Origin of the sequence: Pontibacter sp. HSC-14F20 (genome assembly GCF_019599265.1) — a bacterium.
Lineage (GTDB): Bacteria > Bacteroidota > Bacteroidia > Cytophagales > Hymenobacteraceae > Pontibacter.
The window spans coordinates 145,861-169,073 of record NZ_JAHZTC010000010.1; the positions used below are offsets into that span (position 1 = coordinate 145,861).

Sequence of the window (23,213 nt, forward strand, 5' to 3'; positions counted from 1 at the left end):
ATCACAAAACAGCAAAGGCAGAACACAGGACTTTTCGATAGTCGTGTTCTGCTGGTTGTAGTTTACAAAGGTAAATAAACTAATGCTTTATCAGAACTGAGAGGAGAGGGAGAAAGTTGCGGGGAAGCGGAATTGTTTTATACTACAAGTATTTTAAATCTAAGTCTGTGAACTAGGCGGCGAAATAGCCCATGATCCACAAATGGATGGGTAATAGTAGAAAATTCATGACAGCTGCATTTAAGAGCTGTTCCTTATTGTTCCGCATGGCTACTCCGACAATAGCAATCAGGCCGAAGCTGATTGGGAGAAAGCAGAAAGTACCAAATATGCCTGCATTTTGAATTAACTCTTTTTCTTCACCAAATCTTTTGACATAACCTGTCTTAACAATACTGAATAGATAAGTGGTAACGAGTTTTACTGAGTCAGCTTCTTTGGGATTAAAACCCTGAATTTTGTCGTATGGGTAGTAAAAGTTCTCTGTAATTAGAGTCACGTTATCAAGCTGGGTTCTACTTGATTTTCCTGTAAATTTAGAGCGAGTCGTAACATATACTGCTTCTCTAGCCAATATCTTCTCGTTTCGAATCACCTTAGGCAGCAAGAAAACATCTAGGCATACTAAAAAAGTTAATAGTAAGCAGAAGGCATTAAACCATCTGCAGATCTTTATAACAATAGGCGGAAGAGAGTTCGCGTAAGCCATACGTTTACAATATAGGTATTGCTGAATAAAATAGAAAAAGTACATTTTCTATTGTGTAATCCGTTTTCGGATTGCAAATTCGAAAAGCAAGGAAACCGAATGGGCAATTTACTGCTTCACTTTAACTGTTGGTAAGGCTAATCTCCCATAAATCTATACCTTGTACACTCCATGGAAACACCTCTACTACGCTACAGACTGACTGATCCTGTCGGGTTCGGAACGAAGGTATACGCTATTGTTATTATAGCTGGGGGCGTATGGCTATTTACAATCTATCCTGTGGTTGGTGTACTTATGATTCTGTTCGGGATCTTCCCATTGGTCCAGTATAAGTGCCTCGAAATTGATCTTTACCACGGTACTTATTGCTTAGGAATGAATATGCTAGGCTATACTGTTGGAGCCAGAGAACCATACCCTGGCACAAAGTGTATTTTCCTCAAGAAGAACAGATATATTGCTTCCAACTCGCGCCGTTCCTGGCGTCCCATCGCTTCCACTGCGTTTGATAGCTTCCTATGGTTGGAGGACGGCACCAAGATACTTCTTTCATGTGACAGCAAGAAAGAAACCGCTATGCTAAGAATACAGCCTCTTGCCCAGGAACTGCAGATAGGAATCAAGGATCTGACAGCACCCCTTTCTCGTAATTAGCCTCAAGTCACCTCTCTCTTATACAAACAATAGGTATCTCCTGATCTATTGCATTTCTAAAGCCCAAGCAAAACCGATTTGTTAAGATTTAAGGGTATTATTTGTTTGTATTTTATAAACATAGAATTGTGTTTACCGTAATTTATTTAAATCCATTGATCTATATAGTTAAATATTGTATTGACAAAGTTTAAACTTTGTGTATTTGCTGAGCACAAGCATTAAGCTGCTAACTAATCCTAAATTGTGATTTTAGATGATTAGGTCACCCCAACAGCTAAGATAGGTCTTGCTTAGAGAAAGCGCTATTATGTGGTTTTGTATCAGAATGGTTAGAACTAGAGAGAATGCATATCAATTATTAACCTAAAAAAATAGTATGGCAACGCAAACTATAAAAAAGATGAAGCATTTCCTGATTGAGAAGAACTCTAAGAACCCTATTTTTTTAGAGCGATTTCCGGATATAAAGTACGAGGGAATGAGGGTAATCGACCTTGGCTGTGGGTATGGAGCACTTACGGTAGACATGGCGCAACGAGGTGCAAGTCAAGTAGTAGGTGTTGATATAGAACCTAACCGAATAGAGGATGCCCGAGAAATAGTACAGAGCGAATACCCTGAGATAGCCGACCGCATTAGTTTTGTTTGTTGCAACTTAAGAGATCTGCCTGATGAAGGGTTTGACCTGATCATATCCAAAGCTTCATTTGAACATATTCTTAGTCTGGATGTATTGCTGGCAGATATGAAGGATAAATTAAAAATTGGAGGAAAGATCGTGACAGGGTTCGGTCCTCTGTATAACTCGCCATGGGGTGACCACCGTAGGCTAAAGCACAAACTACCCTGGACACACATTATATTGGGGGAGCAGCATTATCTGAGTAAGATCAACAAGAACCGCCAGGAGAAGGTGCAGAGCATTTATGATCTTGGCTTAAATGGCTGTTCTCTAAAAGAATATATCAATATGTTCAATAGCGTGGAGGGCATGGTGGTAACTGATTTTAGAACCAACGTTAGTGACAAACTCTCTATGAAGTTGTTCAACGTCTTTTCAAATTTTCCATTTATGCGGGAATACTTTACATACAACATTTACTGTGTATTGGAGCGCGTAAGATAGTAGCTTCCATATAGGTTTATAGTTTGTTTCCTTCTGTTTAGCCCCTGACATTGCTGCAGCAGGGGAGGTTTGAAGCTGCTGAAAAATTTTTATAGCGGTACCTTTTTAGGCAAATTACTTAATAGAGCAAATCTATCAAGTAGTTTGCCTTTGATATTAGCTTTAATTTGTCTCTCTCAAAACTATTACCATTATGAATTACAATTAAAGGAGGTAGATTTTTGTATTAAAATGAAGAGTAATCGAATACAATAATAGGATATACCTATATTTTAATTATATTTAAGCTGTAATCATTTTGCAGAATTAAATTTTATTCATGCTCCATTCCTTTACCCTCCAGCTAAAACAAACTGTCTCCGACATCTGGCTTTTCCTGAAAAACCCGAAAGACCAGCCTGCTGCTGTTAGTAGCCGCTCCATCAAGTTGCGTATTCTGTTGTATGTGCTTTTGATTGATGTGCTGCTCATGTTTGCTCTGACAGGCATCATCGAGTTAGTAGAAATGATAGGTTGGGATACTGGTAACACCCATTCCGTGCTCGAAATGATGCGCTCTTTCCCGGTTTGGGCGTTCCTGCTGCTGGGTGTGTTGGCGGTGCCATTGCTCGAAGAGCTGATTTTCCGTTATGGCTTGCGGTTTAAAAGTGGCTACATGGCCTTCCTGGCTTTTGTGGTGGTCATTACGCTGGGCAGTTTTGCCTATTCGCTGCTGCCCCTGGAGGGCGCCATAGGCGTATGGGTTATATTGGGTATGGCACTGGTATTGTACGCACTAAACGGCGACGCAGTAACTAATTTTCTTGAAAAGGTGTGGAACAAGGTATACGGTGTGTTCTTTTACCTGGTAGCCTTCGCTTTTGGTCTGATTCACATTGCTAATTTCACCGATTTTGACTACGCATCAGCGGCTGTATTGCTCATTCCAATACTAATTGCGCCCCAAGTGATAGGGGGTATGCTGATGGGATACATGCGTGTGAAGTACGGATTCCTCTGGGGCTACTTTCTGCATGCGAGCCACAATGCCTTGTTCTTCGGATTGGCGCTGGCCACGATGAGTAGCTTCGAAAAATTAGATCTTCAAAACGTGAATTATACCTTGCAGGTAGAGGAGTACGTGCGCCACGACCAAACAGCTCTTGCCTCTAAATTTATGGGCCCCGACTCAATCGGATTTGAAAACCAAAAGCTACACGATGTTATCCTGGCGCTGCTGGATAAAGAGGAATCTCTTGTAGAACTTGACAAAAAGCGACATCCGTACACAGCCATAGACCTGCATTTTAAAACCCATGCGGCCTCCAAAGACATAAAGCAAAACAAGCAACTGGTACTGGAACAACTGCAGGAAGTCTATAAGTTTGATGTTACCTATCGCTTGCAGCAAATGGATGCCTGGGACGTGGCGATTACCGACTCCAGCCTGCTGGCAACAAACGCTGTGGCAGACATTGGGAAGTCTACGGTGATGTATAACGAAGAAGGTATCACATGCGAGAACGTGACCTTGGGCGAATTGGTAGGCGCTATCGAGAAAAACTTTAAGGTAGGACTAATTGCGAAAAACGATCTCCTGGAGTCGGGTAAGTATAATTTTAAGCTGCCCAAAGGCGACTTTGAGCAGGCAAAAGAAGATCTGAAAACAAAATACGGAATCTTGCTACAGTCCAGGATGGAGCTGGCTGACCTGGCGGTGGTTTCTTTTAAGTAGCAAAGAAATCTTTAAAGCAGCCGTTCACAGGTCAGGGAGACAAGTGAGTAGCTGTTCTATTTTAGAATGACTTTGATCTGCACAGGGTCCTGCAGCACTTTTAGATTCTGCTTCAGCTGCTCCAGTTCATAAGTTAAACCTTCCTTTGCCTGCTTAAATTTCTGGTTCATTTGCTTGGGGCTGCCGCAGAAGCGGTCGTAAAAGCTGGCGTTGGGACCAGAGATAAAACCGTTGAGTTCTGCCTGCAACTCGCTTAGCTGGTCGTTCAGGATTTTGATGTAGTAAGCTAACTGTTCGTCGGGGAGCTTGTCGAGTGCCTGGCCTTGCTCCTGCAAAAACTCCATCTGAAGGCGCAGCAGCTCGAAGAAATCGTCGTGGTGGTAGGCTTGTGTCACGCGCTTCATGGCTTCTTCTTTCCAGGCACGTTTGGTTTCGTCACGCTCTTTGTCGGGGTGCAGCTGCTTGGCCAGGCCGGTGTACACGCGGCGACTAGCCTTGCTGATGTTGCTGAGTTCGGCCTTTGCTTTCGCCTCTTTTTCCTGCTGAGCTTTGGTTTTGCGGCCTTTCTGGCGGTTTTGCCTGGCCTGTTCCCGCTCTTCCTCTTCACGGTCCAGCTGGGCCTGTAGGCGCTCAAATTCATCGAGCTCATCCCAGTTGTCAGGTATAGCTTCTTCCACTTCGGCTATACCTTCCTCCGGAAAATCATCCTCCTCAGCCAGGTATGCATCACGCTCGGCGTACGGCACTTCGGCATACCGATCGTGCAGGGCAATTAAGTCTTTTCGCTCGTAGTTTTGGATCAGGTCAAATGCGATGCTGGCAATCAGTTGGGCAAGTTTTTCTTTCTCCCTGAAGCTGAACAAGGGCAAGGCAAAGGCATCGTCCAGTAAATGGGCTAGCTCCACACGTTGTGCTACCTGCTGCATGATGATAGGGCGCAGGTCCTTTTCGATGCGCTTCTGAGCAAGATCCATGCTGTCGCGCCGTGTGGCCAGTTCCTGCTTCAGCTGTTCTATTTGCGCCACTTTTTTGTTGAACTCCTGCTGCAACTGGCTGAGCTTGCGCTGGTCCGGAGAGGTGATCTGTGGGGTGAGCGAGGGAACAAGTTTGTCAGACTTAAAAGCAGGCATAAGCAGGTAATAGGTATAAAGGCAAGGTATAGCACCTGCAATTTACGCATTAGCCGGCGCTATACCTTACTGCTGCGCGTCGAAAGGTATAAAACGGTTGTTCTGTAGCAAGTACAGCGTCGTGCGGTTGCCGTCGAGCACAGATATACCATCGGTTTTAAGGTTGGTGAACTGCTGCTGACGCGGGTTGCGCACAAGTGAGTCCTGAGGAGCGAGCTTAAGCTGCAGCGTGCTATACCTGCGGTCGTTCAGTTGCTGCGAGGGGTAAGCCGCTACTTTCATTTCACGGGCACTCGGTGTGCCGTAATCCAGGAAAGCAAGTATATGAATAGAGTCGTTCTGCAGCACTTGCACAGCATAGTCGGGGTTGCGGTTGCCGTTCAGGTTACCGCGCAGGTATACCGGATTGTCGACCTGCTGGGTGCGGTTCGACATGGTTTGGTCAGTAAGGACTGCCACCTCTGCCCGCGGCTGGCGCTGTTGCAACAGAGTGGTCAGCGTGTCGGGAAGCGGGTGCAGAATAGCGCCTTCGTCGGTAGCACGGGCCACGCTGTCGATAGAGGCTTTGGTGTCGGAGTCGACTTGGCTTTCGATCAGTTCATCATCAGCGGCGCGGTTATAGTTACCGTCGGCGGAGTCGGAGCCGCAGGAGGCGAGGGTCAGCAGAACGGTGATGGCTAGTAGGTATCGATTCATAGGTATAATCTTCAATTTTAAATAGTTGCTTTGCATACCTGAGCTGCAGGTATAAAGTTGCAATGCATGGTATTGCGGCAGGTATAAGTGATAGCATGATGTATGAAACTGTGCATTTGCCGAAGCAGTCTTCTCACATAGCCCTCTTTGCTCAAAGCAGGTATAAAGCAGTAAATCACTTAACAGAAAAGACGCTTACAGGTATAGCAGGCGCTGAGCGACTTACCGGATCAGCTCCACCTTGCGTTCGCCGATCTGCTGGCGCCACATGGCGTAGTACAGGCCTTTTTGCTCCACTAGTTCTGCGTGGTTACCCTGCTCTATTATTTTGCCTTTTTCCAGCACATAAATGGTGTCGGCGTGCATGATGGTGCTGAGGCGGTGGGCGATGAGGATGGTGATTTGCTCGCGTAAAGCCGATATTTCTTTCACGGTGGCAGTAATCTCCTCTTCAGTAAGCGAGTCGAGGGCGGAGGTGGCCTCGTCGAAGATGAGCAGACGTGGATTCCGGATGAGGGCGCGGGCAATGGAGAGGCGCTGCTTTTCACCACCCGACATTTTCAGACCACCCTCACCTATCTGGGTGTGTATACCTTGCTCGGAGCGGGTGAGCAGGTGGGTGGCCGAGGCCTTCTCCATTGCTCTGATCACTTCCTCATCCGTGGCGTCCGGCTTGACATACTGCAGGTTTTCTTTGATGGTGCCCGAAAACAGGTTCGTTTCCTGCGTCACGAAGCCTAACTGCCGACGCGCTTCGTTCAGCCATATTTCCCTAACGGGCGTGCCGTTATAGAGAATTTCCCCGCTGGCTGGTAGGTATAGGCCCACCAGTAATTTTACCAAAGTGGATTTCCCTGAACCCGACGGCCCTACGAAAGCAACGGTGTCACCGGTATTGGCCTCGAAGGAAATACCATCCACGGAGTTCTGCGGCGCTCCCTTATGCCGGAACACTACATCCTCAAAACGGAGTTGCTGCAGCGGCCCCACATCAATTGCCGATTCAGGCCGGGTCTCGACTGGTTTGTTCATCAGTTCGGCGAAGTTGTGGAGCGAGGCGTCGGCTTCGCGGTAGGTCAGGATGATGGTGCCCATGTCCTGCAGCGGGCCAAAGATGCTGACTGAAATAAACTGCATCGAGATCAGTTCACCGGTGGTGAGCACATCTCGGAAAATAAGCCAGAGCAGTGTGAACAAAATGGACTGCCTGAGTAAATTGAGTGCCGTGCCCTGCAGAAAAGAGAGCGTGCGCACTCGCTTGACCTTGGCCATTTCCAGGGAGAAAATCCATTCGGTGTGCTCACGCAAACGCCGTATTTCGGGGTAGGTCAGTCCCAGGCTTTTTACAAGTTCAATGTTGCGCAGCGACTCCGTAATGACGCCTGACATTTTGTTGGTGGCCCGATTGATGGACCGTTGCATGGTTTTGATCTTGGCGCTCAGGATACTGGTAAGTCCCCCGAGCACCACCATCCCGATAATGAAAATTGGGACCAGTGCCCAGTGCTTGGTAATGGCGTACCATACCAGAAAACCTACACCCACCAAAGACGAAAAAAGGATGTTGATGAAAGAGTTGATGAAGCGTTCTGTATCACGGCGCACCCGCTGCAGAATAGAAAGCGTTTCGCCGCTGTTTTGGTCGGCGTATTCCTGATAAGAAAGTTTCAGGGTCTGTTTAAGACCATCATTGAAAATTTGCACCCCGAATTTCTGCACCACCAGATTGGTGAAATACTCCTGAAAAGCCTTTGCCAGCCGTGAGAGCAAAGCGACGACCACTGCCAATAGCATCAGCCAGAGTGCACCTTTCACCCGTTCTTCGCTCGTCATGGTAAAAGGTGGCGTAGCGTATTTGTCGATGATCTTCCCGAAAATAATGGGGTCGACCAAAGCCAGTACCTGACTGGTGCCGGCCAGTAAAAGTGAGAGTATAACCAGCCCGCGGTGAGGCTGCAGATAATTCCAGAGTACGCGCATGAAAGATGGTATAAGTTCGGGTTCTCTTCCTACGCGTGTATGCGGCGCAAGTATACAGGTTGCTTATCTTCTACTTGGAGCAGTGTGTTCTGAGATGGCAGGTATGGCGTTCGGTCGAGAGCAAAAAAATGCCCGAAGCATAGCCCCGGGCATTCCATTTAATTTTTATGGAATAAGTTGTTAGTCCCAATAAGCTGGGTCTGTTACTTCTTTTCCGTCTTTTGACATCACAATCTTTTTGTCTTTTCCTTTCTGGTCGAGCTCCAACTGATAATAGGTGTTGCCGTCTTTCTCAACCTGCTCTATGTCATCCACGCGCATACCTTTGTAGTTCTGGCTGACGGCAGTTTGTATATTCTGTGGCAGGTCTTTCTCCATCAGATCACGTCTGGTCATCAGTATTTTGCCGGATGGGTCGATCATAACAGCGTGGTCGATGCGGTTCACATCAAAATCGGCCTCGTAGTTTTCACCGTGCTTTTCCCACTCAAGGTCGGTAGCGTTGGCATACTTTTGTGTCAGAGCGCTTTTTACAGCTTCGGGAACATCCTTCTCGGCTACGTCCTGTGCCTGAACAGCTACAGCTGAGCCTATTACGAAAGCAAATCCTACTAATATCTTTTTCATAACTACTTGTTTTTAAGTTTTAAAAATTGGTATGGTACAAGTATACGGTGCAATTCTGAAGCAAGTCTGAAGTTTGCAAATTGTTGATATGATAATAATTGTGTCTTAAGGTTCGTCGTGGCTTCCGGAGACTACGTGTGAAGGAGTACCATCGGGGTTGATGAGCTGTACCTGCTGCCGTGGGTATACGGGTATAATTTTCTTTATATACTCGGGTTTGTTTAACTCCATTGTAATACGTAGCGTGAGCTCGCTTTTCCACCTGCGGCGCTCGCGTGCCCCTACCAAATAGCGAATAGTAATATTGGTCCAGGATTCATCCATGGAGACAAAGACCTGTGGCTTGTCGGGCACGGTGTCATCCAGGCCGGCCTGCTGCAATAGCTGCGAGTACAGGGCAGCAGGAGCTTTCATATAATCCCCCAGCAGCTCAAGCGCCACATTTTCGATCACGCGCATGGCAAGCGGCATATCCGACTCGTTGGCTACACCCACATCCAGTTCGTCCCACACAAAGGGGAAGTCGCCGGTCAGGTTGATCACAGTGCCCGTTAAAACTTCGTTGTTGGGGAAAGTCACGAGTCGGCCTGTAGGTTGCTCGGCCCGCACAAAGCCCGGCTGATAAGGCGCTCCGATTTCCCAAACCGTGGTGGTCAGAAAGTCGATGCGGTATACGTCGCCAAAAACCTCGCCTACCCGGATGCGGTCGCCCACCCGGTAGTAACCCTGATACGAATTCATGAGCCAGCCGGTAAAGCTTTCGATGGGTGTTTGCAGTGACCATGACAGGGCCAAGCCAATCAGGCCGAAAGAGCCAACCAGCGCCCGTATGTCTCCTGCTACCACGCTCAGGGCCACCCCCACCGCCAGCAGCCACACAGCAATGGAGACCAAAGATATAATAGCGCTTGAACTTTGCCACTTGCCGATTGAGCGTTGCAGAATTGCCCGCAGCACGCGAACGGTTACCCAGGCTAAAACGAGGGTAAAAAAGGCGATAATTAGTTTAGGCAGATTAAAAATGAAGCCTTCCCAGAGCCCTTGCAGCGCTCCGATTGCTTCTTTTGCGGCATCCTTGGAAGAGCCGGTTTTCGCCACCGCGGTCGCTGTAACAGTATCGCCGGGTACCAGGTCCTGCACCGCCACCTCTTCTACTACTGCAACCGTGTCGGGGTAGTTATCCTGTGCCAGACCTGCCTCGCTTGGAGCAAACAGCATCAAAATCAAACCTGTAATAGCCACGGCCAAAAGCGAGGCTTGCCGGAAATTGCGTAGCCGGTTCTGAGCTCCTTTCACGGCTGAGCTGCGGGCGCGTTTTCTTTTTCGTAATCTGGTGCGCAGGTTTCTGCGTGTAGGAGTAAAGGTATAGCTTTGTGGCTGCCCCATACTTTGCGTGCCGGTGCCGGGAGTGGGGAGGCGTATGTTTCGCTTAGAAATTCTTCTGTTTCGATTATAAGAAGGCATAGGTTCCGCAGCTTTCTCTTTTTGAGCTTTTCCCTTCTATACGCAAGAAAAGCCGTGGTGCTGCAAAGGAAGGTTTGCGGGCTCCGAAAACCTTTGCTTCGCCTGCACAATCCAAAACGGCTAGTATACGTTAGCTAATTGGTTGATAATCTTGTAGTAGAATATTGCTCATTTGCTTATCTTTCCTTCCAAACCAAAATATAACACTATGAAAAACCTGAGAATCACAAATGTACTCGCCATGTTGCTCATTGGCATACTCGTTTCATCTACCGCCTGGGCGCAGGATGCGAAGCCTAAAGCAAGTCCGGCTGCTACTGCCACAGGCAAGGTTGGGAATACCACCATCACTATCAACTACAGCAGTCCGTCTGTAAAGGGCCGCACCATTTGGGGTGAGCTGGTGCCGTATGGCAAGGTATGGCGTGCAGGTGCAAACGAGGCCACTACCATTACCACCGACCAGGACGTGATGGTGGAAGGTAAAAAGCTGTCCGCCGGTACTTACAGTTTCTATACTATACCTGGTGAGGACGAGTGGACTATCATTTTTAACAAAACAAACAAGCAGTGGGGCACACAGTACGACGAGAAGCAGGATGCCCTGCGCGTGATGGCCAAGCCGCGAAAGGCGTCTTCGATGAGCGAGCGCTTGGTATACGATGTGACCAAAGATGGCATTGTGCTGCGCTGGGAGAACCTGGAAGTGCCGGTTAAGGTACAGGCAGCGAAGTAAAGTCTGATATAAAGCAAGAAGCCCTGTTGTGGATTCAGGTATAGCCTGGAAAGCAGCAGGGCTTTTTTGTGCCCGCCTGCAAGCGGCTATACCTGCGTGATGTGCCGCGGCAGGTCCTGGAGCCGGAACCTGCTGAGGAAACTTTGTGCGTCAGCTATACCTTCGTTGTACCAGCCGAGCAGCCCAGCCAGTTTTTGCCAGAGTTGCTGTGAGGTGAGTCCAGACTTGCGCATTTCGGTGAGAGACAATGCATCGTGCGATTTGGAGAGCTTGTTGCCTTCGCTCACGATAAGCGGGTGGTGTACAAAAGCTGTATTGGTGAAGGCAGTGGCTCTGGTGTGCTGCGCCAGGAAAAGCTGTGCCGCCGTGGAAAGCATCAGGTCCTCGCCCCGTACGATCAGGTTCACACCCATGGACAGGTCATCCACGATCGAGGCGATCTGGTAGGCAGGTATACCGTCTTTGCGGCGCACCACGAAGTCGGGCATCTCAAGGGCCAGCGGCACTGTGCAGTTGCCCAGCAGCTGGTCCTGAAAGGTGATAACCGTGTCGTCAGGTATACGAACGCGCCAGGCAGCATTGGGTGTATCAAGTGGCAGCTGCTCATCGCGGCAGGTGAGCGGGTAGAGTCCCTGCGGCGACAAGGCCGCTATCTGACTGCGGGAGCAGGGGCAGGCATACACCATACCTTGCTGCACCAGTTTGTCCAGTTGCGCCTGGTAAGCTGGCAGCCTCAAAAGCTGCGAGTAGTTCTCCTGAAAATCCTGTGGGTTGCGCGGCCCTTCGTCGTAGTCGAGGCCTATGAAATCGAGCGTGTCGAAAATGTCCTGCAGGTACTCGGGGCGGAAGCGGGCATTGTCGAGGTCGTCGATGCGGAGTGCGACTATACCTTGTTGCTTGCGTGCCAGCGCCCAGGTAATGGCAAACGACAGCGCATTGCCCAAGTGCAGGTAGCCGCTGGGGGTCGGGGCGATGCGGGTTATTATTTGCTGCTTCGTTTCCACAGGTATAGCGCTGGGTTTGATGAGGTCAAAGGTATAGCGGGTATCTTCTAAGTCAAATTTTAAACTGCTAAAATTATGAAAGATAAGGTGGGGAATTAAGGAATTTCGCTATGTTTGATAATATGCGGAAAAGCGTATGTTTAGGCTTTTGAACGAGTTAGCAGCCATAATATGACACTCCAAGACATCTTAAGGTCATGATAAAGAAACTGATAGTAACATCCATTTTTTACATTTTCATGATAATTTGTTATGGACAAAGCAAACAGCACACGGATACATTGCTAGCTGTGTACTATGCTGAAATGAAAGCTGTCAGTGATGATTTTTCCAAAGCATATTACCCCAATAGGTCTGCTATCTACTCCCTGCCAGAGCGTGAGTTTCTAAAAGAGCTTAATTCTCTAAAGCAACCCTTTATCCAGTTAGCTAATAAACACTACAGTGCATTTCGTAAACCTGACAAGAAATTTATACCAAACGAGATGAAGGATATAGAGTACTTTTTTGACACTATACTATTAAACTATCCTTACTTTCATGAAAATTATACAGGACGTGCGATTAAATTAAGTAATTCTACACGGCGGAAACTGAACAAACACCTAAAAGATTTTAATAGCCCCGAGCTTTTATTGAGTAAAGATTTCAAGGGCTATGTAGAAGCTTTCATGCGGCACCAATCGTCTGCTGAAGTAAAAAAGGAGCAATACAGGACCTCCGATAATAAACGGCTTGATGCGTACCTAAACTTAGTACCTTCCTATTTCACTAATCATGAATGTAGAGACTACTGGAATTACCATTACCTCCACCATCACCTGGAAGAGTTTGGAAGCAAGAATATCAACAGCGCGATAAAAAACTTTCTCTCTACCTGCCAGAATCCCACTTATACCAAGGCCATAGACAGCCTATATACCGAAAGCGCCAATTCATATAAAGGCCATATAGTTGAAGCATATAAAACAGTGGATGGCTATACGCTCGACCTGCACATCTTCTTGCCCGATACGTCCCATAGCGGCAAAGCCAGGCCCACAATAGTTTACTTTAGCGGCGGTAGCTGGACGCAGGGGACGCCGGAGTGGAATTTCTACAATTGTGCAGACTATGAAAAGAAAGGCTGGGTTGCTGTGGCTGTTGAATACAGGCTGGCAGACAGGCATGAAACCACTCCCTATGAAGCTGTAAAAGATGCCCGAAGCGCTATTCGGTGGCTGCGCATGAATGCCGGCAGGTACAATATAGACTCAAACCGTATTGTAGCATCCGGAAACTCGGCAGGTGGCCATTTGGTGTTAAGTACTGCCTTGGCAAATGAAGTGAACGAGAGCTCCGACAATTTAAGCTTTAGTCCGGTTCCCAACCTTTTATTAGTAAATGCCGGTGTATACGACTTGCTATGGGATGAAGGCACTAACTGGATAAGCAGGGCACTGAACAACAAGAGCATGGTAACATCCATATCACCGCAGCATTTGCTTAGAAAAGGGCTTCCGCCCCTACTGGTCATTCATGGCACGAACGACCAAAGTGTAGCATATGAATCAGCCGTTTCTTTCGCAGAGCAAATGAAGCAATTAGGCAATGAACTTGTGTTCGAAACACTAGAAGGTGCTCCACACTATATTTGGTATGACAGACGATTTTCTGGCAGAGTTGCCGGTTTGAGAAAAGAGTTCTTAAAAAAACACGGATACGAATTATAGAAATACGGCTGCCCACAAAACCTATAAGTTAGCTATGCCAACTCATAGCAAAGCACGTTAACCAAACCTGCCACTAAACATTCAACTATCATGAAACTATACAAAACAGCAAGACTAATCTGGACTTTCTACAGAAGCTTTGTGCTGGCTTCTGTGGTGATCTCGATTTGCTGCATCAAGCTACTTTGGGATTACGATTTCATGATATTCGGTTTACTATTTTGGTTTAAAGTAGCCACCCTCGGTCTTATATTTTACTTTATTAACAGCTATAAAAGCAACCATTACTACTATTACCAGAACCTGGGGGTGTCAAGAACCTTGCTTTGGGCAACTACTTTGGGCTTCGAGCTTTTCCTGTTCATGTTTTTCGCTGTACTAGCCTACCAAATCAGATGAGTCATAAACTGGAAGTAGACAGTATTCAACTGGCGTTTGATGGCAGAAGGGTACTTTCCGACGTCTATATGAAATGCGAAACAGGTGGGATAACTGGTCTGTTGGGCCGGAACGGACAAGGCAAATCTTGCCTGATGAAAATCATTTACGGCACGCTGAAGTGTGACAAGTCCGTCCGATTCGATCACAAAATCCAGTTCGAAGCTTTCAAGCGGCCCGACTTACTCCTATACCTGCCACAGTTCAACTTCATACCACCACATATTAGCCTAAGAAGGGTGTTCAGCGACTTTGAATTGGATTTCCCAACTTTCGTGCATCGGTTCCCGGAATTCGCGACAAGGTATAAGTCCTCTGTAGGTAAGCTGTCAGGTGGTGAGCGAAGGTTAATGGAAATTTACTCCATTGTGAAATCGGCCTCACAGTTCGCCATGCTGGATAAGCCTTTCACCCACCTGAATCCCATACAGATTGATAAGGTAAAGGACTTCCTTTCAGAGGAAAAGCAAAACAAAGGGCTCATCATAACTGACCACATGTTCAGGCATGTGTTGGATATTTGTGATACTTTATACCTGCTGACGAACGGTAAGACACATCTGGTCAGTACTGCTGAAGAGATAGAGGAACTTGGCTATGCCAGGGTATAAGGCATAGCAACATAGCTCTAAACAAACCAACACGTGTTGCAACCAAGACCGCTCATAACCCATTCTGACTGTATAATCCAGGGCAAAATGGATCATTAACCATAGCGGCTGGCAATTCAAAGTCGGAATGTGTAGATTTGTAGTAATGCCGAAAACAACAAAACATTTCGCTACCACCAAGCACATTTTACTCATGTGCCTTGTTTTGTTTGCTTTTAGCACCTGTATGGTGAAGGGGACACTGTTCGGGATGGTAGACGTGGCATATGCCAAACCGCTCAACAAATCAAAAACCGTCGCCCCGATAAGCGCTTGCCAGTATTCCCATGACCAGCGAACTTCGACTGTCGTACAAGCGCAAGCCAGGAAGCAAATTGAACCTATTGGTGATGCTGAAGGCCAGTATGGCGCAATTTGTGCGGATAAGGTATTCGGCAAATATTCAAAAAATTGCTCCGGCAATAGCCCTCCAAAGTATATTTTATATAAACGACTGAAATTGGATGTAGCCTGATTTTTCAATCTAGAGTTGCATCATTTTTTTGCGTTTAATAAAATATAAAATCAATGAAATATCATACTGAAGACCCGGCTCATACCTTGGCCGGACTTTTTACATTGCCCTTGCGTTGGGTAATAGGCTGGACTTACTTTTCTGCCTTTTGGAGGCGTCTGATCCTGGACAATAAACTTATTCCTGAAGAAGCCGGCTACATCGGCGAAAAATTCAATCACTTTCTTCCGAATGCCTTAGGGATCAAGCCGATCATTGAATACCTGGTCTCTAACCCCGAAGCCCTGCAGGTTTCAATGGTAACTTTTACGATTGTAGAAGCAGTTGTAGGCTTGTTCATCATTTTAGGCTTGTTTACCCGACTGATGAGCGTAGGAGTGTTTTTCCTGGCTATGGGCATTTTATTAGGTTCGGGTTGGCTTGGCACGACTTGTCTGGACGAATGGCAAATTGGTGTGTTAGGCGTGTCAAGTGGATTTGTTCTGTTCCTCACGGGGAGCAGCGCCTATTCCCTTGATCATTACCTGATGAAGCATCGGTATCCTGTTGCCCAAAAGAAATGGTTTTCGTTTCTGGGTTCAGGGCATCTTCCTGTGAAAAATCTGCGTCCGGTAGTACTTGCAATGTCCATACTCATTTTGGGGCTTACTTTGTTCACCAACCAATATTTCCATGGAGGTGTGTTTGGCACACTTCATAATAAATCTGTAAAGCCAAAAGTTGAAATCTCTAATATTCAGCACAATGGTTCTCAACTGACCTTTCAACTGTTCCGGGTGGAAGGGGCAGATGTTTATGGCTCATTTCTGATTGGGATTGAGGTGCTGGACGGAAATAACAAGGTGGTAAAATCGATAGATCAAAAAGAGTTAGCTGAATTTCCTGCGGATCGGATCAGCAATCATTATGTGGCAAAAATTAAAGCAGGAAAGCATAGTTTGATTTTGCCCCTTGGTGCCAAAGCTGACATTACCGTTGATTTAGGAGAAGTTCGGATAGAAGAAAACTATACCTTGAAACTGACTGACATCAGTGGGGCCGAATGGATGGCAAATATAGATTAGCGTACTATTCAGAAACAAAAAACTGCCGTTGACACCTCCGGCAGTTTTTTGTTTAATGACTGCGGCAACTCAGAGAGATAGGAAGCGCACCAAGGTATTGCTAAAAAGCCATGGCGAGAGTGCTTGAGATAAAACTTTTGCTAAATTTAAAAGGTGGTATTTCTGTTGGGCAGTAGTGTTAAGTCACTTTGTCTTCCGTGGTACCTACGCCTGCTAAAATTCATTCATATACTCTTAATACCCACTGACCCATACCCAAATCAAAGCCTTTCTCAATGAATGCACTACACCACTGCATCTCCCAATACCACCCTATTTCTATCGCAGCATGGGAGGCGCTTTCCAAAGCATTAACGCGGGTGGAGCTTCCAAAAAATGCCTTTTTGGTACGAGAGGGAATGGTGTGCAATAAGCTATACTTCCTGGAACAAGGTTGTTTGCGCGGATACTACAACAACCTGGACGGCAAGGAAGTGACGTATTGGTTTGGCTTCGAGAATAACTTCATTACCTCTTTTTACAGCTTCATTTCCCGAAAGCCAGGTATAGAGAATATCCAAACTTTGGAAGACTCTACCTTGTGGGGGATTAGTTTCGATGCCCTGAACCAGTTGTTTGACCAGCACCATGACTTGGAGCGCCTGGTTCGGATTATAAACGAGCAGTACTACATTCGGCTGGAAGAGCGGTTGATGGCCATGCAGTTCAAAACAGCACGGGAGCGATATGAACAGCTATTGGAAACTTCACCCCATATTCTGCAGCGAATCCCGCTCGGGCAAATTGCCTCTTACCTGGGCATCAGTCAGGAAACGTTGAGCAGGATCCGGAGCCAGGTGTGATGGGTTTCCTTTTTTGACAATTGTCAAAAGAAAGCTTTAGGGACTGCTATACCTTTGATTCATCACTTAACGAAAGACAAAAATGAATCAGAAACCATCCAACGCATTTGTAGCAGCCTCCTGGACTACCTTACTGACCGGTATTACCGCTTACATCATCGGCCTCTGGAATGCCGACATGCTGCTGAACGAAAAGGGCTATTATTTTGCCATACTCATGTTTGGTTTATTCTCCGCCATCTCGCTCCAAAAGAGTGTGCGCGACCAACTGGAGGGTATACCGGTGACCAATATCTATTATGCACTTAGCTGGTTTTCTACCATTCTGGCGATCGTGCTGCTGACAGTAGGGCTTTGGAATGCAGACTTGCTTCTGAGTGAAAAAGGCTTCTATGGCATGTCGTTTTTGTTAAGCCTTTTCGCGGCCATTGCTGTGCAGAAAAATACCCGTGACAGTTTAGGCAGAGAAATGCCTGCAAAGCATGATGCGGAGCAGTATTACTAAAGGCCACTTTACAGCAGACTCAAAGCGTATCAGCTTGCATTCTGAAATGACAGCATCTTTTCAATTGATCCTATGAAATCACAACTCTCCCGCGAAATTATCTACAGCATCGCAAGACACAGCAACTGGCGTGAGGCAGGTATAGCCGCATGGCTGCGCAAAGAGCAGGTATACGCCGGACCGCAGGACTGGATAAAGTTTGTCCGGCTGTTTCTGCTGGGGCTAGGAGGTAGCTTTCTGATCTCGGGCATTATCTTCTTCTTTGCCTACAACTGGGCCGATATGCACAAGTTCGTGAAGCTGGGCCTGATCGAGTTGCTGATACTGGCGGTGACGTTTGCGGCAGTGTTTACCAAGCTCAGCAGCACGGTGAAGAACGTGCTGCTTACGGCCAGCACCATGCTGGTGGGCGTACTCTTTGCCGTGTTTGGGCAGATCTACCAGACCGGCGCCAATGCCTACGATTTTTTCCTAGGCTGGACGATGTGCGTGGTGCTGTGGGTGTTGGTGGCCAGGTTTCAGCCGCTGTGGTTCATATTCCTGGTGCTGCTCAACACGACCTCCGTGCTCTATACCCAGCAGGTGGCCACTCACTGGTCCTTTGCCGTGGTGATGGATGTGATGTTCATCCTCAATGCATCGGCTGTTGTCATCTGGGAAGTTTTAGCTGCAAGAGGCCGCGTCAGTATACAGCAACGCTGGTTTCCGCGCCTGATGGGGCTAGCGGCAATCACCGTCATCACCGTCAGTATGATCTCAGCACTTTTCGAAAGTATAGACCACGATTATGGCCTGGCTTATCTGCTCGGCGCGGCCATGTATGGCGCAGGTATAGCCTACGGCCTGCGGGTGCGCGACATCTTTTACCTGACGGCCCTGCCCTTTAGCGGCATAGCGGTGGTAACGGCCATCCTGGTGCGGATCGGGGAGAACGTGCCGGAGATTATGCTGTTGTTTGCCACACTCTTTGTGGTGGGCAGCATCACTTTGCTGATTCAGTATTTAGACAAACTTAACCGACAGTGGCATGGCCGATAAAGAAACTCTACAACTCGAAGCCCTGCTGCAGGAGATCTCGCTGGAGCAACCTGACTTCACCTACGACGAAGCCGCCATCACATCAGAAGTAGCGCACTCGACTTCGCTGCTCAAGCGCTGGCCTGTGAAATTGCTCACCATTTTGGGCGGCATGCTGGCCTTGTCCACTTTGCTGGGCTTTCTGATGGCTGCCGGACTCTACAACTCAGGTATAGGCATGCTGATTTTTGGCCTTGGTTTTCTGGGTGGGGCAGAGGTGCTTATGCGTATCGAAAAGACCTTTACGGCAGAAGCCATCGGTGTATCGCTAAACATTGCCGGCTACGTGCTATTGGCCATCGGTACCGGAATACTGTCCGAAAATACGACGGCCGTGGCTCTGATCTTAGGTATAGCTTCAACGCTCGTTCTGGTCTTTTCTAGGAGCAGCCTCTTTGTGTTCATTTCGGTGCTGGTGCTCAACGGCAGTCTGCTGAGCCTGATTTTTATACACAAGGTATACAACCTGTCGCATGCCCTAATCATGGTGCTGGCAGGTATACTGACCCTAATGAGTTTGTACGAAGCAAAGTTACTGGCCCTGTCGCGGCGCTTTGCGCTGGTTTTCGGGCCGGTCCGCATGGGGGTGGTCTTTTCGCTGATCAACACGCTGGTGCTGTTTGTGCATCAGAAATTACTCTCCACCAACATCACCCACTTCTGGCTGTCGGGTTTGTTTTTGATTGGTTGTCTGCTGCTGTTGCTACACCGCGTGCTGCGCGAAAGTGGCGTGAAGGATCAGAAAACACTGGCCATTTTCTATACCTGCTGCGCAGTGGTGTTGCTGCCGACTGTGCTGGCGCCATCTGTGCCGGGTGCTTTGCTGGTGGTGCTTTCCAGTTTTTACATCGGTCACAGAACAGGCTTTTGGGTGGGGCTGCTGGCGCTGGCCTACTTTCTGGTGCTCTACTACTACGACCTGAACATGACGCTCCTGGCTAAGTCCGGGGTGCTGGTACTCACGGGTAGCCTTTTTCTTGCTGGTCTATACCTGTTAAACCGTTATCTGCGAAACCATGAAGCGTAACCTCAAAAGTATCATCGTGCTGGTCAACCTGGTGACTGTGCTGGCCTTTTTCAATTTGTCTGTAGTTGATAAGGAAGACATTTTAAATAACGGCCAGATAGTGCTGCTCAGCCTGGCTCCGGTAGATCCGCGCTCGCTCATGCAGGGCGATTACATGGTGCTCAGCTACGCCATCAGCCAGGCGCAGGAACTGGAGAAACTCCCTAACCGCGGCTATGCCGTCGTGCAGCTGGACTCGCAAAACGTGGCGCAACTCGTACGTTATCAACCCGAAAATGAACCGCTTCACGACGACGAAATCCTGCTCAGGTATAGCAAAGGCGGTTGGTCGCTCAACTTAGGGGCGGAATCCTACTTTTTTGAAGAAAGGCAGGCCGAAACTTTCGAAAAAGCGGCCTATGGCGGGCTGAAAGTAGACGAAGCAGGCAACAGCATACTCGTAGGGCTCTATGATGAAAACAGGCAGCTCATCGTGCCAAATCGGGAGCAGAGATCTCAGAAATAAACCTTACCTTGACCATCATTTCAGATGCGTATGGTAGCAACTTTACATAGCTATAACACAGGCCACTACTTCAGTGGGAGCGCCCGGGCATTCGGCTGGATCACCACAGCACTTGCTGTCACCATGATTATAAACGGCTCAGTAGCGGCTTATGCTTTTCTTCCAACCGCCATCATCACGCAGTTTACACATTATCGCACAGAATTCGATATGGCAAATAGGACCTACCGCGAAGGCGTACGCTTTGCAGGTATAACGTTCGGTAAAATGCTGCCGCTGACCGGTATCGGTTTTCTGTTCCTGAAAAAGAATAATTACAAGCAGGTGAGTGAGTCGAGGGCATCGATGAGTACCTTTCAGCTTGTGGAATACGATGGTTACATCAAGCTGTCGGATAACGTGAAACTGCACCTGCTGCAGCGCAAAACCAAAGAGCAGGCCATGCAGGAAATGCAACAAGTAGCACACGACCTGCAGGCAGAACTCCGCGACCTGACCGAAAATAAATTACAGGGATAGGATATGCGTATTGAAAAGCAATTTGTAACAGGTTTAGCACGGGGTCTCTTGTATTACGCGTGTGGTGCTGCGCTGGTCTGGCTCACGTACTTGCTCTTTGGCTGGGAATACGCACATGCACCTGCGGCATACCACCTGGTGGGCTTGTTGGTTTTGGTTGTAGGCGCTGTGCTGCTGATCAGGCGGTTAATAAGCTTATTTACGAAGCCAGCCGATAGGTATAACAAAGGAGTCCTCCTGGTCCATACCGTGGCGGTGGTTGGCTTTATTCTTTTCTTCAAACTTATCATTCTGAACGGGGCTCTCAAGCGCGACACCGGCGATACGGTTGCTTCTGAAATTCTTACGCTGGACCTGGAAACCCAAACCCTACTTCTCACAAACAACGTGCGAGACACGCTTTTCCTGCAGGTGGCAGACTCCTTATATGTGAACAGCCCGCAATAGTCGTTAGTGCAGCTAAGATAGCCTGTGATTCGCCCTGCTTGTTAATGCACACGTATGATACAGGTATAGGAAAACAACTGTCATGACCTTTGAACATCGCCCTTTCAGACACGAAAAACAATCGTTGGTAGCCGATGTACGGCTTCAGCTGATTTCGTTTATCCGCTCATTCACGCTGCTGCTCTACATCGCGATGGGGATAGCGGTAGTAGGTGTGGCCATGAAATTTCTGGGACTGACAGGCGGCAGTTTTGTGTTCGTGTTTGCCATGGCCGTGCTGATGCTCTTACTGCTGGTGCAGGTCGGCTTGTCTTTTTTCTACATTGTGTCGAATGTATGGCTGGCGCTTTTGGGTGCATTTTGTAGTTTTTCGCTCGTGACGGGGCTACTGGCACTTATTTTCCGCTACCAGAACTGGTTTGGCTGGCAGGTGATTTTCTATGCCGTGGTTCCGCTTTACATTTTGGTGGGCGTACTGCTATTCCTATACCTGAAGCGCTTCCAGAAACTACATGAGCCGCTGCGCAAGTTCTTTTACCGCAACATGGTTTTCCCTTTTGTTTTTCTGTTTCTGTTAGGTATCGTGTCCTTCATGTTTAGTGCTGACCGCTTTAACCAGGAGGAGAACCCCGTGCTGCAGGAATCTCCTATACCTGCCGACGGTGCCGCCGCAGAAGATACGACAGGGCTGTGGCGGGCATATTGAACGCACACAAGGTATAGGGTTGACTAAAAGGAGAAATATTAGTAGTTTCAAATATATGAAACAGGCACTCCTTTTCTCCTTCTTCTTCTCGTTCGTTCTTACATTACAGGCCCAGACGCTGAAAGGCCGTGTGTTGGATGCTGCCACCAACGATCCGATAGAATTTGTGTCAGTCTACCTGAACACTACTACGCGGGGCACGAACACCAACGATAAGGGCGAATTTGCGCTTGCGATGCCCTCTGGCACTTACGAAGTCGTCATCTCATACCTGGGCTACGAGCCGCTGGTGCACAGGGTGCAGTCTGATAGCCTGCCTGCATCCATCCTCTTTAAGCTGACACCCAAAGCCCATATGCTGGGAGTAGTAGAAGTGCAAGGGAAGCGAGATGCGCAGTGGTATGAAAACCTGCAGGTATTCAAAGAAAACTTTCCTGGACGGAGCTGGATTGCAAGAGGCTGCAAGCTTTTAAACCCGGAAGTACTGACCATTGATTTTGACCAACGCAGTGGTGTATTGGCAGTTTCAGCCAGAGGGCCGCTTCTGATCGAAAATAGTTTGCTAGGCTATAAGGTCGAATACTTGTTGACAGACTTTACCTACCGAACAAAAGAAGGGTATATTACCTTCGAGGGTTACCCACGTTACGAACCGATGCAAGGCAGCAAAAGCAAGCAGCGCCGCTGGGATAAGAACAGGGAATCGGCTTACAGAGGCTCCGCCATGCACTTTGCCAGAACGCTGCAGCAGAAGCGCCTTGAAGAAGAGGGTTTTAACCTGCGCCGCCTTTACCGCTTGCCTAACCCCAACCGGCCAACTGAAGAAGAAATAGCTGACGCCCGGGCGTACCTGAACGCGAATGGCAACACGATCACTGTTTCCGATAGCATCAGCGATATCCTGAAACGCGCCCGTTTGCCACGATTTGTAGAACAGTTAGACATAAAGCCTGTGCCTTACAGCGAGTACCTGACACTTGGCAAAGGCAAAGCCCGTTTGTCTTTTGAGCAATTCCTGCAAGTGGTGTATACCGGCGAGCAGGAAGAACCGGCTTACGTCAGCAGTACCTCCAATTTTATAAATGGATCCAGCGCGCGCAAGCCAACATACCAAACATCAGTTTTCTCTTTGCAGTCAAATGTGGTAGAAGTAGAAGCCTCGGGGAATTTTCTGAACCCGCTTGATGTGCTGTTTGAAGGATACTGGGCCTGGGAGAAAGTAGGCGATATGCTGCCGCTCGACTATAAGCTCTAACCCTAATCAAGGCCACCACTAGTACACAGTCAACTTAGTAGGTAATGATTGCGTTTCTTCCTTAAAAGCAGGAGGAAGCATGGAGAAGATAGAAATAAAATTGAGTGAATCAGATAAAGAGTACCTGGAGCATTATGTGAGCAAA

At 47.8% G+C, this 23,213-nt stretch carries 24 protein-coding genes; 17 read left to right on the forward strand and 7 right to left on the reverse strand.

Features of this window, described 5'->3' with window-relative positions:
* Nucleotides 1-172: 172 nt before the first annotated feature.
* A complete protein-coding gene (locus K3G39_RS11875) occupies nt 173-709 on the reverse strand; it encodes a hypothetical protein (protein WP_220626373.1) in 537 nt (178 codons plus the stop codon).
* 171 nt (nt 710-880) lie between these two features.
* Between K3G39_RS11875 and K3G39_RS11880 the strand changes: the two genes are divergently transcribed.
* The 3 genes from K3G39_RS11880 (at nt 881) to K3G39_RS11890 (ending at nt 4,209) form a co-directional block, all read left to right on the forward strand.
* The gene (locus tag K3G39_RS11880) at nt 881-1,366 is read left to right on the forward strand and encodes a hypothetical protein (RefSeq protein ID WP_220626374.1); all 486 of its coding nucleotides are present in this window, start codon (nt 881-883) and stop codon (nt 1,364-1,366) included.
* Between the two features lie 379 nt (nt 1,367-1,745).
* Nucleotides 1,746-2,495 (forward strand): bifunctional 2-polyprenyl-6-hydroxyphenol methylase/3-demethylubiquinol 3-O-methyltransferase UbiG, encoded by a 750-nt coding sequence (locus K3G39_RS11885; RefSeq protein ID WP_220626375.1) that lies wholly within the window; start codon nt 1,746-1,748, stop codon nt 2,493-2,495.
* A 319-nt stretch (nt 2,496-2,814) separates the two neighbouring features.
* Complete coding sequence (locus K3G39_RS11890) at nt 2,815-4,209, forward strand: CPBP family intramembrane glutamic endopeptidase (RefSeq protein ID WP_220626376.1); 1,395 nt, start codon at nt 2,815-2,817, stop codon at nt 4,207-4,209.
* A 56-nt stretch (nt 4,210-4,265) separates the two neighbouring features.
* Here the strand turns inward: K3G39_RS11890 and K3G39_RS11895 are convergent, their stop codons facing one another.
* The 5 genes from K3G39_RS11895 to K3G39_RS11915 all read right to left on the reverse strand — a co-directional run bounded on the left by K3G39_RS11895 (nt 4,266) and on the right by K3G39_RS11915 (nt 10,106).
* The gene (locus tag K3G39_RS11895) at nt 4,266-5,339 is read right to left on the reverse strand and encodes a J domain-containing protein (protein ID WP_220626377.1); all 1,074 of its coding nucleotides are present in this window, start codon (nt 5,337-5,339) and stop codon (nt 4,266-4,268) included.
* A gap of 66 nt (nt 5,340-5,405) precedes the next feature.
* A complete protein-coding gene (locus tag K3G39_RS11900; RefSeq protein WP_220626378.1) occupies nt 5,406-6,035 on the reverse strand; it encodes a hypothetical protein in 630 nt (209 codons plus the stop codon).
* Between the two features lie 222 nt (nt 6,036-6,257).
* Nucleotides 6,258-8,015: an ABC transporter ATP-binding protein gene (locus K3G39_RS11905; RefSeq protein WP_220626379.1), complete on the reverse strand. Its 1,758-nt coding sequence runs from the start codon at nt 8,013-8,015 to the stop codon at nt 6,258-6,260.
* Between the two features lie 180 nt (nt 8,016-8,195).
* Nucleotides 8,196-8,642 (reverse strand): PepSY-like domain-containing protein, encoded by a 447-nt coding sequence (locus K3G39_RS11910; RefSeq protein ID WP_220626380.1) that lies wholly within the window; start codon nt 8,640-8,642, stop codon nt 8,196-8,198.
* Between the two features lie 105 nt (nt 8,643-8,747).
* Nucleotides 8,748-10,106, reverse strand: coding sequence for a mechanosensitive ion channel family protein (locus K3G39_RS11915; RefSeq protein ID WP_255594267.1), 1,359 nt, complete (start codon nt 10,104-10,106; stop codon nt 8,748-8,750).
* A 208-nt stretch (nt 10,107-10,314) separates the two neighbouring features.
* On the opposite strand from K3G39_RS11915, the gene K3G39_RS11920 reads away from it, so the two are divergent.
* Nucleotides 10,315-10,842 (forward strand): DUF2911 domain-containing protein, encoded by a 528-nt coding sequence (locus K3G39_RS11920; protein ID WP_220626381.1) that lies wholly within the window; start codon nt 10,315-10,317, stop codon nt 10,840-10,842.
* A gap of 86 nt (nt 10,843-10,928) precedes the next feature.
* Here the strand turns inward: K3G39_RS11920 and K3G39_RS11925 are convergent, their stop codons facing one another.
* Nucleotides 10,929-11,846, reverse strand: coding sequence for a glutamate--tRNA ligase family protein (locus K3G39_RS11925; protein WP_220626382.1), 918 nt, complete (start codon nt 11,844-11,846; stop codon nt 10,929-10,931).
* A gap of 197 nt (nt 11,847-12,043) precedes the next feature.
* Between K3G39_RS11925 and K3G39_RS11930 the strand changes: the two genes are divergently transcribed.
* The 13 genes from K3G39_RS11930 (at nt 12,044) to K3G39_RS11990 (ending at nt 23,068) form a co-directional block, all read left to right on the forward strand.
* On the forward strand, nt 12,044-13,558 hold the full coding sequence (locus K3G39_RS11930; RefSeq protein ID WP_220626383.1) for an alpha/beta hydrolase: 1,515 nt from the start codon (nt 12,044-12,046) through the stop codon (nt 13,556-13,558).
* A 90-nt stretch (nt 13,559-13,648) separates the two neighbouring features.
* Nucleotides 13,649-13,957 carry a hypothetical protein gene (locus K3G39_RS11935; RefSeq protein WP_220626384.1) on the forward strand — a complete coding sequence of 103 codons (309 nt, stop codon included), beginning with the start codon at nt 13,649-13,651 and terminating at the stop codon, nt 13,955-13,957.
* Nucleotides 13,954-14,607: an ABC transporter ATP-binding protein gene (locus K3G39_RS11940; protein ID WP_220626385.1), complete on the forward strand. Its 654-nt coding sequence runs from the start codon at nt 13,954-13,956 to the stop codon at nt 14,605-14,607. The genes K3G39_RS11935 and K3G39_RS11940 overlap by 4 nt, the downstream gene beginning before the upstream one ends.
* A 567-nt stretch (nt 14,608-15,174) precedes the next feature.
* The gene (locus K3G39_RS11945; RefSeq protein WP_220626386.1) at nt 15,175-16,185 is read left to right on the forward strand and encodes a TQO small subunit DoxD; all 1,011 of its coding nucleotides are present in this window, start codon (nt 15,175-15,177) and stop codon (nt 16,183-16,185) included.
* A 275-nt stretch (nt 16,186-16,460) separates the two neighbouring features.
* Entirely contained in the window at nt 16,461-17,027 is a 567-nt protein-coding gene (locus K3G39_RS11950) for a Crp/Fnr family transcriptional regulator (RefSeq protein WP_255594271.1), read from the forward strand.
* A gap of 82 nt (nt 17,028-17,109) precedes the next feature.
* On the forward strand, nt 17,110-17,532 hold the full coding sequence (gene yiaA, locus K3G39_RS11955) for an inner membrane protein YiaA (RefSeq protein ID WP_220626387.1): 423 nt from the start codon (nt 17,110-17,112) through the stop codon (nt 17,530-17,532).
* A gap of 72 nt (nt 17,533-17,604) precedes the next feature.
* Entirely contained in the window at nt 17,605-18,570 is a 966-nt protein-coding gene (locus tag K3G39_RS11960) for a DUF2157 domain-containing protein (RefSeq protein ID WP_220626388.1), read from the forward strand.
* Nucleotides 18,560-19,636: a DUF4401 domain-containing protein gene (locus K3G39_RS11965; RefSeq protein WP_220626389.1), complete on the forward strand. Its 1,077-nt coding sequence runs from the start codon at nt 18,560-18,562 to the stop codon at nt 19,634-19,636. Before K3G39_RS11960 ends, K3G39_RS11965 begins: the two co-directional genes overlap by 11 nt.
* A complete protein-coding gene (locus K3G39_RS11970; RefSeq protein ID WP_220626390.1) occupies nt 19,626-20,141 on the forward strand; it encodes a GDYXXLXY domain-containing protein in 516 nt (171 codons plus the stop codon). Before K3G39_RS11965 ends, K3G39_RS11970 begins: the two co-directional genes overlap by 11 nt.
* 30 nt (nt 20,142-20,171) lie before the next feature.
* A complete protein-coding gene (locus K3G39_RS11975) occupies nt 20,172-20,660 on the forward strand; it encodes a hypothetical protein (protein WP_220626391.1) in 489 nt (162 codons plus the stop codon).
* Nucleotides 20,661-20,663: 3 nt separating this feature from the next.
* Nucleotides 20,664-21,107 carry a hypothetical protein gene (locus K3G39_RS11980; protein ID WP_220626392.1) on the forward strand — a complete coding sequence of 148 codons (444 nt, stop codon included), beginning with the start codon at nt 20,664-20,666 and terminating at the stop codon, nt 21,105-21,107.
* An 82-nt stretch (nt 21,108-21,189) separates the two neighbouring features.
* Nucleotides 21,190-21,813 carry a hypothetical protein gene (locus K3G39_RS11985; protein ID WP_220626393.1) on the forward strand — a complete coding sequence of 208 codons (624 nt, stop codon included), beginning with the start codon at nt 21,190-21,192 and terminating at the stop codon, nt 21,811-21,813.
* Between the two features lie 55 nt (nt 21,814-21,868).
* Nucleotides 21,869-23,068: a carboxypeptidase-like regulatory domain-containing protein gene (locus K3G39_RS11990; RefSeq protein WP_220626394.1), complete on the forward strand. Its 1,200-nt coding sequence runs from the start codon at nt 21,869-21,871 to the stop codon at nt 23,066-23,068.
* The last annotated feature ends 145 nt before the right edge of the window (nt 23,069-23,213 follow it).